The organism is Photobacterium sp. GJ3 (genome assembly GCF_018199995.1).
In the GTDB taxonomy this organism is placed as follows: domain Bacteria; phylum Pseudomonadota; class Gammaproteobacteria; order Enterobacterales; family Vibrionaceae; genus Photobacterium.
Window position 1 is genome coordinate 1,505,927 of the sequence record NZ_CP073579.1, and the last position, 15,195, is coordinate 1,521,121.

At 52.7% G+C, this 15,195-nt stretch carries 9 protein-coding genes; 1 reads left to right on the top strand and 8 read right to left on the bottom strand.

The genetic code is table 11. The features are described from left to right. From KDD30_RS23545 to KDD30_RS23580, 8 genes are all read right to left on the bottom strand, one after another. A complete protein-coding gene (locus tag KDD30_RS23545) occupies positions 1–5,757 on the bottom strand; it encodes a hemagglutinin repeat-containing protein (RefSeq protein WP_211650982.1) in 5,757 nt (1,918 codons plus the stop codon). Between the two features lie 89 nt (positions 5,758–5,846). Continuing rightward, positions 5,847–6,899 (bottom strand): hypothetical protein, encoded by a 1,053-nt coding sequence (locus tag KDD30_RS23550; protein WP_211650983.1) that lies wholly within the window; start codon positions 6,897–6,899, stop codon positions 5,847–5,849. Further along, on the bottom strand, positions 6,857–8,614 hold the full coding sequence (locus KDD30_RS23555) for a filamentous hemagglutinin N-terminal domain-containing protein (protein ID WP_211650984.1): 1,758 nt from the start codon (positions 8,612–8,614) through the stop codon (positions 6,857–6,859). The genes KDD30_RS23550 and KDD30_RS23555 overlap by 43 nt, the downstream gene beginning before the upstream one ends. Before the next feature lie 19 nt (positions 8,615–8,633). Then, positions 8,634–10,280, bottom strand: a complete 1,647-nt coding sequence (locus KDD30_RS23560) for a ShlB/FhaC/HecB family hemolysin secretion/activation protein (protein WP_211650985.1) — start codon at positions 10,278–10,280, stop codon at positions 8,634–8,636. Positions 10,281–10,522: 242 nt separating this feature from the next. Further along, complete coding sequence (locus KDD30_RS23565; protein WP_211650986.1) at positions 10,523–11,716, bottom strand: acetate/propionate family kinase; 1,194 nt, start codon at positions 11,714–11,716, stop codon at positions 10,523–10,525. A gap of 289 nt (positions 11,717–12,005) precedes the next feature. Next, a complete protein-coding gene (locus KDD30_RS23570) occupies positions 12,006–12,665 on the bottom strand; it encodes a CatB-related O-acetyltransferase (protein WP_211650987.1) in 660 nt (219 codons plus the stop codon). A 135-nt stretch (positions 12,666–12,800) separates the two neighbouring features. Continuing rightward, complete coding sequence (locus KDD30_RS23575; RefSeq protein WP_211650988.1) at positions 12,801–13,982, bottom strand: tetratricopeptide repeat protein; 1,182 nt, start codon at positions 13,980–13,982, stop codon at positions 12,801–12,803. A 177-nt stretch (positions 13,983–14,159) separates the two neighbouring features. Further along, complete coding sequence (locus KDD30_RS23580) at positions 14,160–14,585, bottom strand: organic hydroperoxide resistance protein (protein WP_211650989.1); 426 nt, start codon at positions 14,583–14,585, stop codon at positions 14,160–14,162. 126 nt (positions 14,586–14,711) lie between these two features. Between KDD30_RS23580 and KDD30_RS23585 the strand changes: the two genes are divergently transcribed. Beyond that, on the top strand, positions 14,712–15,173 hold the full coding sequence (locus KDD30_RS23585) for a MarR family winged helix-turn-helix transcriptional regulator (RefSeq protein ID WP_211650990.1): 462 nt from the start codon (positions 14,712–14,714) through the stop codon (positions 15,171–15,173). Positions 15,174–15,195 lie beyond the last annotated feature (22 nt).

A 15,195-nucleotide genomic window follows, 5' to 3' on the forward strand; every position in this document is an offset into this window, starting at 1 on the left:
TCAAGGGACCTTAGGCACTCTCTGGTTAGGAATGCCATTGATGATACCATCTTTTATAAAGCGTTGATGGGTCACCTTCCCTGAAGGATCAAGAATGTATTCGTATATTCCTTTATTACCGTTCAGGCCACCTTCCGTTTGTAACAGAGTTCGTTCAACGCCATCTCCACCACGAAGTGGGAAAGTCTTTCCGGCTTGAAGCTGTTCTTTTGATAGGAAGCTTGCTGCCCTGTGCGCAGCATCGTCTTTTAAGCCACTGCCAACACGCTCAGCTTGAAGAAGCTTATCCACTGTACCCTTTCCCTGACCTTCAGTTTCCTGCTTCGCCAGCGTACTCTCAGCTTCCGGTGTTGATGGCTTTTCATGAGGCGCAACAGAATCCCCATCCTGCTTACCCGAATGTGGCAGTTCAGGGGGATGTGACGATCCTTTCTCCGTTAAAGCCAGTTGATTTGATGAGGGCAAATCATCAAAATCCGCATCCATATGCTGGAGGTGCTCCTGCGCTTTACTCAGGAGTTTCTTTGCTTCGTCGACTTTACCCGCCTTCAATGCATCGACTGCCATTTTCACCAAATCGCCAGCAACAGGAAAAATTCCTGTCGTTGCCAGCAAGTAGTCCAGCTTCGTCTCTGCTTCTGCGAACCCTTTGGCATCGCCCACACCGGGTGATAAGTCTGCCAATACATTGAACGCTAAGTCGAGATGCTCTTGCTGTTCCTGACGCTCCCTGCCCGATGGATCATTCAGCACCACCCGAATACTTTCCTGCTCCTGTCCGATACGGGTGTCATCCCACGGCGATGCGCCTTCATCAAAGGAATCCAGTGCAGCTTGCGCCTTCGCGATTTCTGCGCGGCAGCCGGGGCTGTTCATGTCCTGACAAGCGGCTTGCAGCTCGGCATCCCGAATGTGATCCAGCTGATTGGTTTGGTTCACTTGCTGGCAGGCCGCAGAGCCTGCACCCTGTTGGTTACACCGGGACAGCTGAGATAATTTTTCTTGCACTTCCTGCTTGTTCAGGTAGTAATCGATACTTCCTGTCGGCAGCCTGGCTTCATCTGCCAGAAAAGCGGTACTGTTTTGCCCAATCAGAACGGTGTTGTTGCCAATGTGACGGTTGATATCTCCGCCTCTGATCGTGTCCAGTCCGCTGTTTTCCAGCGCAAAGGCATAATTGTCTGCGGAATAGCCTCCCATCAGATGGGCATACCCTTCCTCTTGATCTTTATTTCTCGATTCCAGCACACCCTGAGCCGTTTGCGCATGGGTGACTTCATGACCCAGCGTTGCCATATAGTCTCTGGCATTTTTCATGCTCTCGTCGTTGATGACGATTTGGCTGGCCCCCGACTCGCTCTGATAATGTGCGCCGTTCACCACTTTGGTTACTGCAACCACAAGGGCCGATTCGATATCAAGGTGATATACCTCGGCATAAGCCGCTGCATACGCATTGATTGCGGCCTGCTTTTCCTCACCCGTTGCGCTATCGAGCTGATTCAAAATCACCGCATACTTGCCGCCATCTTTCGATGCCACCAGCTTCTGAACATCCAGGTTTTTCTGGACGTTATCGACATGCTCAAAAGTATCACCGAGAGAGACGGAATCTTGGGTGACCACATCGGCAAGCGAGGACAAACCCAGCTCATTCCGCTTCACATCCTCCTGAATCTCCTGCCACCCATCTTCCGTCAGCAGGCGGTGGTCGAGGGTGACATCCACGTTGCCTTGCTGGCGGTCGACGTCGAACAGAGCCCGGTTGGTGTTCTGGGTGTCGCGGTTCAGGGCGGTGAGATCGCTGTCGTCTGCAATGCTGAGCTCACCCTGCCCTAAGGTCGCGAGCGTTTTGTCTTTGCTGTAAGAGGAAGTGTTTTGGTATTGCAGTGTGGTGCTGTTGTATGTCGAATCAATTTCACCTGCGTTCACGCCTGTACTGGACGTGATGCCCCCGGACATGTCCTGACGGTAGTTGGTGTTGTTCAGATCGCGGAAAGTCAGGCTGTCGGTCGTCAGTACCAGATTGCCGAGGTCATTGCCGTTTTCATCAACGGTAGCGATCAAGGCACCGGTAATGTCGGTGTTCCCGCCGACGTTGATGTCCGCCGTACCGCCGGAGGTGAGTGTCGTCAGCAGCGTTTCTGAGGTGATCGAGTGGCCATTGCTGGCGTTCAGGCCGCCGTTCGCCCCAGTTGCGTCCCCGCCCCCATTCAGGCTTGCGCCACCGCTGATCCCCATGCCCTGATTGCTGGCACTGTGGCGGTTCTGCACCGAAACCACATTCAAATCGCCGCCAATGTCCAGATTCAGGGCTTTTTCCGCCTCAACATTGGCACCTTCGATATGGGTATCACCACGAGAGTTGATCGTGATGGTGCTGCCTGCAACGCCACTGTTCACATAAGTCGTCGACTGACTGCGCTGCTCCGACAGGTTCATGCTGGCATTCAGGCTGCCGCCCGTGCTGCTGCCGTGGACCGTGATTGATGCGTTGATGGTGCCGCTTTCAGTGGAAGACTGACCGGATTGCGTTTGCTGCGCAGCAACCACATTCACGGTGCCGCCATCCAAGACCACTGCTTCTTTGGCCTTGAGTACACTGCCCTGCACCAGAACCTGCTGATCGGTCTGCGTGCCGGATTTCACAACAATATTTTGACCCGAGAGCGACGCGCCTCGTGCGGTCGTGCTGGTACTGTGGCTGTCGGTCTGCGTGACTGACATGTCCAGATGAAGACCGGCATTCACACCCAGAGTAGAGAATGAGGAGTAAGTCGTTGCGCCTTGCTTCATCAATAAGGTGGTTTTCGAAGCCACATCTGCCGTCGCGAGTGCGATCGTTGAAAGGTAAAATTGCTCATCACGTTTAACATCACGGATGATGCCTTTCAGCTCATCAACATCGGCTGCGTTGACACCCGGCGATTGGTTTGCCAGTGCCTGTTCCAGCGATGACAGCGTGTCTTCAAGGTTATCCAGCTGCTTCTTGTATTGCCGATAATCTTTATTTGCCTGCTTCAGTTTGTCGGCCGATTCTTTCAGCGCAATGGCTGCTTTCCCTGTCTCAACCGCCTGATGCTGCACCACCAGGCTCAGCTCAGCTTCACCTTTCGTATTTGACGAATGGGTAGTTTGTGTGTCGGTGACTTCCCGGATCAGCACATCGTTCGCAGCGGTCAGTTCGATGTTGCCGTGGCCATCTTCATCGGCGTCGGCGAGGACATCAGAGCCTTCAATCAGAATGTCTTCGGCAGCATTCATCAGCACCGTGCCATTGCCAATGATGGACGCGCCACGATGGGTGGTCGCGTCGGTCTTGCTGTCCGATTTTTCGTAGTCGGCTTTCGCCAGCGTCAGCTTGGCCTGACCGTCATCAAAATTCACCGATTCATAAGGATTCACCACAGATTTCAGGGCATCTTCCAGGTTGACCGACAGTGATTCCGTAGACGACCAGGTGGTGTGCGTTTCTTCCGCCGCCAGCACAGCAACACTGCCCGTGTCAGCGGTGAAATTGGCATCGGCTTCTGCGGTAATGCCGGATCCAATCACGGTCACGCTGCCGCCTTTGACATTCACCGTCCCACCCGATGCCAGCTCACTGCCTTTGGCGGTGTTGTGGGTTTCCCCCTGACGCGCAGAATCCATAGAAAACAGATCACCGCCTCTGAAAGCACCATATTCCTGTTCAAAGGTCTCGCGCTGCCGGCTTTCCTGCCCGGCGGCGATGATCACCTCTTCAACCGCGCTGGCATTGATGTCGCCGCCAGCCTCAATCTCACTGGCGATCAGGGCGATGTTTTTCCCCGAGGTGATGTCGATAGTGTCGCTGCTCAACATGCCGCTGGCATTGAGCAGGGTTGCGGAATCGATTTCAGATTTGTGAGAGCCCGACAGACCGCCAAAGCCTTTTTTGATTTTTTCATCGCGGTTAAAGGTGCGGTATTGCTGGGCATATACGCCGACACCGCCATCTGCTGAAGCTTCAATACCCTCTTCAGCTTTGAAATTGGCGCCAATCAGCGTGATGTCACTGTCACCACCAGCCAGCTGCACATCATCGTACTTCTGAGCCTTCACGATGATTTTGCCGCCTGCGGTCACATCCGCCCCCACAACGGTTTCGGCCAGCGATTCCTGAATGTGGGTCTCTTTACGACCAAAGGATTTCTTCCGGGTCGTCTCCTCGTAGTGATATTCGCTGTCATTGACGGCCTGGAAGGTAATATCACCCTTTGCAAGTGCCACGACATCACCTTGTGTGGTGATCTCACTGCCGGTGGCCGTAATGTTGTTGCCCGACTGAATGAATACGCCGTCGTTCGCGGCCATCTGCGTTCGCTGATGCTGCTGAAGATGACTGACAGATCGACGGTTCCCGGCGTTTTCACTGCTGAAGCTTTCGTTCACCAGTGTATTGAGGGCAACGTCCCAGCCTGCCACCATCGCCAGTTTGCCCTTGGTTTCCATGTCGGATGCAGTCACTGCAATATTCTCACCCGCATCCAGGCTCAGGTTGCCACCGGAAGACACACTGGATCCCAGCACAGCCACATTCCGTTGTTCCCGGCCGCTCAACTTGATGGCATCACGAGCGGTTTCAGCGGCCAGGATGATGTCTTTTTCTGCGATGAAGCTGAGCTCATCCCCGGCAGAGACGTTCGCTGCCGTGTTCACAATCGATCCCCCGGCATTCATCGTCACCTGGCCACGACCGCTGATCGTAGCGGTGTCGCCGACGCGGGTCTCGCTGTACACCACATTGCTGGCATTGTCTGCCGTCGTGACAGTGCCCGCCTGCGTGATGCTGATGCGCTCAACGTCTGTCCGGTTGATGATGTCGCCTTGTTGCGTGGTCAGGGCGACATTGTCTCCGGCAATCTCCCCGCTGATATTCTGAATATCATTCACGGCATCCAGAACGACATCGCCACCAGCCGTCATACTGCCGCCCAGATTGCTGATGCTGTCGTCACTCACCAGATGCAATTTGCCCCGGCTGTCCATCTGGCCGCTGTTCACCAGGTTCCCCGCCTCGGCATATACCTCAGCACCGCTGATCAGCGCACCGCCATCGATGTGATCCTGCGTGACTTTCGAGAGATACAGCTTGGGTGCCAGGACCTGCTGGCCTTGCACCTCAACCGGCTCCCACCAGACAATATCCTGAGTCAGTCCGGCAACCTGCTCTGGCGTCAGTGCCACGCCAGCCTGAAGGCTCAGGCTGTGTTTCTGCTGGCCTGCGTTATCCAGCAGTTGCTGCATCTGGGCAAGATCCGTCCCGACATCGTCATTCAGATACCGCTTACCCGTTTGTTCGAAAATGGCCGTGGTAATCGTGCGGGTGTCATAGAAGGCATCTCCCAGCACCCTGAGATCTTTTTCCGGATTGAAACCGATGCTGTCGAAGAAGTAATCGGAACCCAGAAACTGATCCAGATTCGTCAGCGCCGGATTGGTCTCGATCAAATACTGACTGTCGGGGCCATTGTTCAACACGAACAGGCCATTCGGGCTCGTCGGCAGGCGAAAGTCGGGAAATTCAACACTGTTGGCGCCGGCGATAACGCTCAGCTGACTACCGGACGCCGTTTGTCCGCTGGCCTGCTGTGCCTGTTGGGATGGTTTTCCGGTACTTTTGGCGCCTGTGTTTGATTTGATTTCCGAATTGTTCAGCTTGTTTTGAACATGGAGAACCGTGTTGCCGCCGGATGAGATGGTGGAATTGATAAAATCCTGGTCAAACTTTTGCACATCATGACTGGTGCGCTTGAAAAAAAATTCTTTGACTGTCCGCCTCGTCAAATTACGATGATATGCATAGTCGTAGGCAGCGGTTTCTTTTATCCCCCAAGTGCATACCCCGTGTTTTCTAGAGAATCTAGGGTAAAATATGAATTGTTCGCAGCACTGATTAGACTGGCATTATTTTCTAGGTTCTTTCCCAGAACGGTTAAATTCTTTCCAGCGAGCATCTGAGCAGACGCAGATGCTGTTTTCAGCGTGACCACCTCATTTTTAGTCACAAAATCAAGATGCGTTCCCCCGGTAACGACTAAAGTGTACCGAATATTGCTATTTCCATTCGCTCCACTGCTGCCTTTTGACTCTTTCCAATAGTATGTTGGAGCAAACTCAGAACCTCTGGGCACACTGAATTCAGCCTGATTGTAGTGGGGATCAAGCTGTACCCCTTCTCCTGAAGATTTTTCAATCTCCAGTACTTTGCGTTTGTTGACGATATGCTCCGCCTTCAAATCCAGATCATCGCCCGACTGGATCACCCCCGACACATTCTGAACCGACTTCGACAGCGCGCCACTGTCATCCGCGGCGATGAACATTTTTCCGCCCGTCAGAATATCCCCTTCGGTATTGACCAGTTCACCTTTCACATAGAAAGCACCGGTTTGACCGGCATAGAGCAGACCTGTATTTGATACATTCCCGGTCACATTCAGCGTGGTGTCCTGCATCCCGAGTGTTGCCCCCTGATTGATGAACTGCGACAGGGTCGCCATCAGGTTGCTCAGGGCCTGTATCGTTCCCTGATTATTCAGCACATGGGCGTTCAGCGCGGTGGTCTGACCGGAAATCAGGCCAGCAGCCAGGTTCGTCAAGGCCCCGCCCGCAGAGACATCGGTGTGCCCCTGAGCCACCAGCTTGCCGGTGTTCACCAACTGGCCGCCAGCCGATACGTAGGCATCGCCTCCGGCACTGAGTTCATGGTTCAGCGCAAGATCACCCGAAACCGTCAGGTGCACATCCTGATTCGCAGTCACCGCCTGATTCAGCGTCAATTCATCTGCCGTGATCCGGATGTCTTCAAGGGAAACCAGCGTCCCCTCCTGGATCATGCTTCCGGCTTCAACCCGGATCGCTTTATCTCCGGCCACATTCCCCTGTTGTAAGAACACGGCTGCCGAGAGCGATTGTTCGCCAGCCGCCTGCACATCCCCGTATTCCGCAACTGGCCTGTCACATCAATTGCTTGCGCACCGGCAGACGCCAATGTCCCTTGATTCGACAGCGTACCCGCGGAGATATGCTGTTGACCGTGCGAGATCAACTGACCGTCGTTGATCAGTGTTTCGGCTTCCACGGTCATTTCAGACGCTGCGGTCAGTTTGCTTTGGTTCTTGATTTCATTCGCCTGAACCGTCAGTGAGTCCGCACTGACATTGCCTGAGCCCATGAATTCCAACGATTGCTCAGAGGCAAGCGTGAAGCCCTGCTTCACGCGAATCTGGCCGTCATTGTTCAGCCGGGCAGTGTCCGACAACACCGCCTGCTCTGCGGCCACCACACTACTGCTATCCAGAGTCAGCTGGTTGATTTCCCCATTGAAATGACCTGAGACCTGCACCGCACTGTCCGACAAAGTGGCCTCAGCCACCTGAATGCTGAGCGTGCCTGTGCCGGTCTCACTGCCGTCAGACGTCAGGCCAGCCGTCAGCGTGCTTTGATTGATTGCAAGCGTACCGGCTTGAATATCAATCTGTTGTGCAGACGTTTCTGCTTGCGTCAGCAAGACCTCACTCGCTTCAAACGATGCGCTTTCCCCAGCATTGATCAAACCGGTCTGATGAATCTGCTGGCCTGCAGACGCCTGAACACGAGTCGCAGAATTTTCGCTGTGAAGAGACAGACTGTCTGCGGCAGTGTATTCAATCTGCTGTCCGGCCTGTTGGGTTCCCGTCGTCGTGACCGACTGATTCGAAGCAACCTTGAGTGATTGCTGGCTGCGGACATCGCCTAAGGTGATCTGCCCATCCGCAGAAAGCTGAATATCCCCCACCGAACTGAACAGCTTGCCGGTATTCACGCCGACCCCCTGTTCCGTCGCCACCAGCGAAATCCGTCCGGCATACATGCCACCCAGTACCGAAGAATCGATTGCCAGTAAAGGCTTGTCTTTCAAATCATGCGTGGCTGTGACTTCATTGGTCAGATAATCGATTTGGTTGGGGCCGGTCACAATAGACAGCTGATTCGCATGAATGTCCGCATTGATTTTTGCGGTGCGGGAGAGAATATCGAAGTAGTCCTGACCCGTCGCATCCAGGCCTTCCCCGAGAATCGTGACATCGCCCTGACGGATATCAAAACCGCTCAGCAGACCGTTCTGAAATTGCGGTACTCCGGTGGTCAAAGTCGCGCGTGAAGTATTGATAAAACCACAGCCGTCGCAGGTGATCCCGTATGGGTTGGCGACGATCACATTGGCCTGCTGACCCAGCACTTCGGTATAGCCATTCAACTGACTCCGGTTGGCCCCAGTCACCTCATTCAGAATCACTGAAGCCGCCTGACCGTTCAACTGAGAATTCCCCTGCAGGTAGCCTGCCAACTGAGACTGAACAAGTTTGTCGGTCGCGTTATTCAGGATCAGCCCGGCTTGACCCACGTCGTACTGCTCAAACTGATTGTGCGACAGACCTTGCGCATTGGGCGCGGCAATATTCAGCACCGGCACACCGTTGCCCGCTGAAGTCAGCGTGGCATTGTTCTGGCGATTGGAATCCACCTCAATGCCGGCCCACACCGGCTGCGTTGCCAGTAACCAGCATAAAACGTAAGTGAAGACTCGCTTCAATCTTTGATGATGCATACAGACCTCAAAAACGGTGTCAGAACTTTAGTGAAAAACGGTAATTCAGGCTGTAATCGTCGGCCTGAAACCAGGATGGTTGTGCCATCGGCCAGCCTATGACCATCGAACTGTGGAAAGACGCCGACTGGCTGCTCAATGACACAGCGCCGCCGGTGAGATGCCCGCGCTCAAATGGATCGGTGTTGTCCGGATGAATCGCGCCCGTATCCAGCGACAGGCCCAGATTCATCTGACCAAGCCAGGGGAAGGCTCCCAGTGCATAATTCAGATCATTGCGCCAGTAATACCCCGCATCACCCGACAAGGACTGGTCTTTAAACCCGCGTACCGAATATTCACCGCCCACACTCAGGCGCTCATTTCCCGGCAGCGAATGGGCTGTAATCTGAGTAAAGACTGTGGTGGAAAGAAACCACCGAGACGACAGCGGATACGAATAATTCAGCGTCAATGTCCCTTTATTAAATTCATCCTCGGTCTGTCCGGCCATCGCCGATAATTTTCCCGGCACAGCCAGCCCGCGCTCATACACAGGCGACACCGTGAGAAATCCATCCGCCAACCGGGTGCTGTATTCGAGTGCAATACTGCCAGACAGGCGCTTGTGACTGCTGCCTTTGAGCTGCGTCTCATCGATGAAGTTCTTCACGCCGTCATAACTCAATCCGAAGCGAAGTGAAGACTTACTGAGGCTGTCGCGGTAAAACAACCACTGAGTATCCAGTCCGTGGCTTTGGGTCTTGCCACTGGAGACAAAAGAGAAATTCTGGCTTTCGACGGTTGTCAGATAATCGCTGTAAGCATACCGGTACCCGAAGGTCCAGTACCCGACCGGGACGCCGACACTCAATTGCAGGCTCTGGCTGTCGCGATCATTGGCAAAAGCGGCACTTTTCGTGCCCGACAAACGCCAGTTGTCATACACGCCAAAGATATCTTCAGCGATAAGACTCAGCGACAGTTGCTGCTCACCCGTACTGTCCTGACCGGCATTATTCAGCCCGAAATCTCCCTGCCACCACGGGCCGGGCTGATCCTGAATGTTCACGATGCTGTCGCCCGGTTCGCTGCCCGGCAGTAACTGAACGGTTGCGTTATATCGCGACAATCGGTTGATCTGATCCAACGTCTGTTCGATATCACGCAAATTCAGGATTTCATTGGCGTCGGCAGGAGAGAGTCGCTGTAAACGATCCGAAGGTTGACCGTTACGCTGAAGCGCTTGCATCCGCCCTTCCAGAATGTGAATAACCAGCACACCATCCGATAAATCCTGCGGGAGCAACACAGCCCGGGACGTCACATAGGCATGTTCGACATAAATGTTGGTGATCACTTTCAGCATGTTGTTGATGGCCTGAATGCCAATACATTCACCCGGATGAAACGGCAGCGCCTGAAGTAAGGTTTCCGTGGCCATCACCCGGTTCCCGTTCAGGGTCACGGTATCAACAACAAAACACGGTGTTTCATCATCCGCAGACACAGGTATGGCCGAGGGCAAAGGCTGTAATTGTTTTAACCCCTGCTGAGAATCCTGAATCGATCGCAGGCGTTCAGCCTGTTCCGATTCAATGTCGCTTTTCACGGCCGGAGAAAGGAATGCTGCTTGCGCAGGAAAACCAACAACAGCCCAAAGCCAGAATGCAAGACGAGAATACATACCATTGCAACCACAACAAAAGCCGGGTCAGCCCGGCATACATCACCCATCAACCCATTGCCTGACCTGAATTCAAAAAAGAAAAACCCAGTCAAAACAATACCGAGATGATCCTGAAACACCCGACGGATTAAGGCGACAATCGTTGTAAGTAAATGTGACAGGCTGTCTAAAAAACAAGCATAAAAAAACGGCCCTGAGTCAAACCCGGGGCCGTTTTATATCTGAAAGGGGGAAGGAGGTTATGCGTGCAATAGCGCCATCGATTCTTTGGCGATCACCCACTCTTCATTGGTTGGGATCACCATCGCAATCGGCGTGTTCGGTTTGGTAATGATCCCTTTCTCGCCGAAGCGGGCTTTTTCATTCGCTGCAGTATCTTCGCGGTAACCGAAGATCTTAAGGTGCTTCAGCACTGCGCTGCGAACCGGCAGGGAGTTCTCACCGATACCGCCGGTGAATACGATGGCATCCAGCTCGTCCAGCGAGACCATGTAAGATGCGATGTATTTCGCGACGCGGTAGGTAAAGATTTCGAACGCCAGTTTCGCGCCTTCATGGCCCTGCTCCATGGCTTCAACAATGCCACGGCAATCGCTGGTCAGGCCGGAGACCCCCAGGAAACCCGCTTCTTTATTCAGTGCCTGCTGCAGATCCGCCTGATTCCAGCCTTTACTCATCAGAAAATCAATGATACCCGGGTCCAGATCGCCACAGCGTGTGCCCATCATCAGGCCAGCTGTTGGGGTGAAACCCATGCTGGTATCCACGCTTTTGCCTTCGCGAACGGCACAGATGGATGCGCCATTGCCCAGGTGCACGGTGATCACGTTGGTTGCATCCGCGGATTTACCCAGCTGTTTCGCTGCTTCCTGACTCACAAAGTAATGGCTGGTGCCATGGAAACCGTAGCGACGGATGCCGTAGTCCTGATACAGCTTTTGTGGCAGCGCATAATGGTAGGCTTTGGCGGGCATGGTCTGGTGGAAAGCAGTATCGAATACTGCATATTGCGGCAGGTAAGGGAAGGCTTGCATGGCCGCCCGAATGCCAATCACATGCGCCGGATTATGCAGCGGTGCGAGTTCACTCAGTGCATCAATTTCATTCAGAACATGGGCGTCAATTTTGACCGTCTGGCTGAAACGCTCACCGCCGTGAACCACCCGATGGCCGATCGCGATGATGTCCTGTTTCAGTCCTAACTCCTCCAGCAGGGTGACCAAACGTTCAATGGCCTGCTGATGATGATTACCTGTTGCGTCCAGTGCACAGCTTGCTTTTTCGCCTTCATATTTCCAACTGACAGATGCGTCGCTCAGTCCGAAGCACTCACCCAGCCCGGTCAGTCGGGCATCGCCGCTCACGGCATCGATCAGGGCAAATTTTAGCGAGGAGCTTCCGGAATTGATCACTAGTACTAAAGAATGACTCATGGGTTTCCACCAGATGATTGTCGGCTGATTTGGCACTGCGTGCCCCCTGACAACAGGCGTTGTCGAGCACAGATGCTAAGAAATGATGTGGAGCAACAGGTTCAAAGCATCTTGTGCTTCGCCCATATTACTCAATTTTTTTTGAATAATTCAACTCAACACTCAATTTAAATGTAAAAATTTCAAACTTGATTGCAATACATCAAAAAATATTGAGCAAAGCATCAACAAAGTGCTGAGATGAACGCCAGTCAGAAACCGGCAGCGGATGTGCCGGCAGAAGAGAAAATCAGTCAGAAAATTTGAGGTAACGCTCATACAGCGCATCGATGTCCTGGCTGCACATCAGATCCATGTTGTCCTTCAGCGTGGATAACGACCAGTCCCACCATTTCATCTCCAGCAGTTTGGCAACCTGCGCCTCACTGAACCGGGTTTTCACCACCCGTCCCGGATTTCCTACCACAATGCTGTACGGTGGCACATCTTTGGTGACGACTGCTCTGGCGCCAATGACAGCACCGTCAGCTATCTGTACTCCCGGCATGATGACACACTCACTGCCCAGCCAGACATCATTGCCAATCACAGTATCCCCGACCCGCTCAAACCCCGGTTTCACTTTGTTGCCAAATTCGCTGACATCAAACGGATAGGAAGAGATCCAGTCATGCCGGTGGCCCTGATTGCCCGCGAGCATAAACACCGCACCTGAAGCAATGGAACAAAACTTTCCGATGACGAGTTTATCAACCTCACCAAAAATCCCGGATTCCCAGACGGCTTTGGTTGAATGATCGCCCAGCAGGTATCTGACACAGCAATCTTCAAAATCTTTCTCGTGGTAGTAACCGGAATAATAGGTAAAGTCCCCGACAATAATATTCGGATTGGAGACTTTTTTATTGAGCTCGTAACCGCCCAACCAGGAAGGGAAAATCGTCGACATTCATACCCCTTACGAACAGCCTGCTGCACACTGTCAGTTTATTGATAAGTATAATGTAACAAAAAACAAACAGCCGCGCTTTGGTGTCCATCAACTAAGACAACACCTTGGCACGGCTGCTAGAACATGGAACCATCAGGAAGATATGGGTTCTGCAGTCACCATCCCGGTACTCCAGTCCTGCCCCGAATGCGGTGCAGGTGTATCTTGACTGTCCCCGTCTGAAGGCACAACCTGATACTCACTGTCATCAATATCTTCATGAACCCGTCCCAGTGCTGAATCCATCTCTGCATCTGACGGACGGTATTTCTGGCGATCGTACACTTTATCCAGCAAATCCATAATGGCATGTGTCGGAACAGGCGGATTATGCACCAGTTTATAAATCTGCTTCGCCACTTTCTGCACATTCAGAATCGATTCAATCCCGACATGCTGAACCGCCATATCCCGCTCTTTTTTCGCATCCAGATAACCCGAAGCAAAAGCTACCGAGAACCAGATATAAGCGACTGCGGCATCCGTCACGTTGGCGATTGGCTGATCCTGATTCAGGTGCATCTTGCCCGCCAGATACTGCGCTTCAACATTGCCCAGTTCTGTTGCTTTTTCCAGCCAGTAAATGGCACGGCGGCGATCTTTTGCCACACCAATGCCGGTCTGATAACAGTATGCGACTTTAATACAGCCCAGCGGATCCTGATTCACGGCAGATTTTAAACGCCAGAAAAATGCCCGGCGCGGAGAAGGCGATGGGTTGGACTCCACCACATACCAGTCCCCCAGAAAAATCTGAGCCGGAACATATTCCATCTCTGCCGCTTTGATGAGATGACCCACACCAGATGCAGCATTGATTGCTGTGCCAAAACCACGAATTTCATAACGACCAATTTCAAATAAAGCTTCCAGATCGTTGTGATTCGCTTTGACTTTACACTCCCAGTAACGCGATTTTGCCTCGCCATGCGGATCATCAACATCCTGGCGAGACAATCGGGCCAGCGCGTTCTGACCAATTTCATTCCCGAGCTGAGCGGCTTTCTGGTACCAGCTTAATGCTTCACGGAGATTGCCAATTTCATTTTCCTTCGCGAGTGACAGAATGCTGGGAATATGACCTGACTGAGCCTTTCTGACTTTTTCTTCGTGCTCAACAGCTTTTGCCTGCTCTAATACCTGACGGTACTTTTCATCCCTGCGCGCCTGCTCTCTGGCAGCCTCGCGGAGTTCTTTCATCAGAGCAAAATACCGGGAAACCGCCACAATCAGCAGTACAATGCCAAGGCAAATGCCTAAACCGAGTTGTGACATAACCCCTCTTAAAACAAATTTTTATTCCTTTTAATAACGGCATTTTGAGCAAAATCTAAAGTGAAATTTCTTATGAATTTGAAGCTGGTCAGATCAGCATGCAAAAACCAGGCAACAATCCCGGTTTCCGCAAGGGTTTTGCGACAACCGGGACAGAGAAATTCCTTTCCGTGCAACTTAAGCCAACTGAATGCCATTCACACTCAGGCTGACGGCCACATTGCCCCGGATGGCATTTGAGTATGGGCAAACCTGGTGCGCTGCCTTCACCAATTCAATGGCAGCGTCATTGTCCATCGCCAGTTCAACCGACAGCTCAGCCGCTAATGCAAAGCCACCATCTTCTTTCGCCAGCAACCGCACCTGAGCTTCTGTCGGTGCTTCACGTAAGCCCAGCTTCTGAAGGCTGGCAATATGCAGCACGGCATTGGAGAAACAGGCGGAGTACCCCGCTGCGAACAACTGCTCTGGATTCGTTGCCTCTCCGGTACCGCCCAGTGCTTTCGGGTAGCTCAGAGAAACATCCAGCAGACCATCATCACTTTTTACCTGACCATTGCGACCAGCGCTTGCTTTCGCGGAAGTTGTATAAATTGTTTTCATTAGATTCACCTCGAACAATTAGATTGTACACAATTAAATTTCACGCAATCTTAGATCGATTTTCAGATCCAACGCAAGTATATTGTGCACAATTTAATTGAACCCAACTCATACCGGAGATAAGCCATGGCCAATGCCACGCAAATCCCTGCCCAAGTGACCTTGGATGATATGGTCTGTTTTTCCTTATACAGCGCGTCCAATGCGATGATCCGGGCTTATCGGCCGTTGCTGGATGCGCTGAATCTGACTTACTCACAATATCTGGTCATGCTGGTGATGTGGGAAAAAGAATGCCTCAGCGTGAAAGCACTGGGCGAAAAAGTGCACCTTGATTCTGGGACACTGACACCGCTGCTGAAGCGATTGGAAAGTAAAGGGCTGGTCAGACGGCGACGCAGTGAAACGGATGAGAGAATCCGGGAGATCAGTCTGACAGATGCAGGGGAAGCACTTCAGGTGCAAGCCGCTCAGGTGCCTGCCTCGCTGTTGTGTCAGGTTGATATGCCTCTGGCATCCCTGAAGGCCCTGAAAGCCAGCTGCGATGCGTTATATGCGCAACTGACCGCCATTGAATCCAAGGCATAAAAAATGCGCAGCCAGAGCTGCG

Coding starts and splice junctions, on each gene's coding strand:
- KDD30_RS23555 (WP_211650984.1), bottom strand. CDS start 8,614: ATGCATCATCAAAGATTGAAGCGAGTCTTCACTTACGTTTTATGCTGG.
- KDD30_RS23560 (WP_211650985.1), bottom strand. CDS start 10,280: ATGTATTCTCGTCTTGCATTCTGGCTTTGGGCTGTTGTTGGTTTTCCT.
- KDD30_RS23565 (WP_211650986.1), bottom strand. CDS start 11,716: ATGAGTCATTCTTTAGTACTAGTGATCAATTCCGGAAGCTCCTCGCTA.
- KDD30_RS23570 (WP_211650987.1), bottom strand. CDS start 12,665: ATGTCGACGATTTTCCCTTCCTGGTTGGGCGGTTACGAGCTCAATAAA.
- KDD30_RS23575 (WP_211650988.1), bottom strand. CDS start 13,982: ATGTCACAACTCGGTTTAGGCATTTGCCTTGGCATTGTACTGCTGATT.
- KDD30_RS23580 (WP_211650989.1), bottom strand. CDS start 14,585: ATGAAAACAATTTATACAACTTCCGCGAAAGCAAGCGCTGGTCGCAAT.
- KDD30_RS23585 (WP_211650990.1), top strand. CDS start 14,712: ATGGCCAATGCCACGCAAATCCCTGCCCAAGTGACCTTGGATGATATG.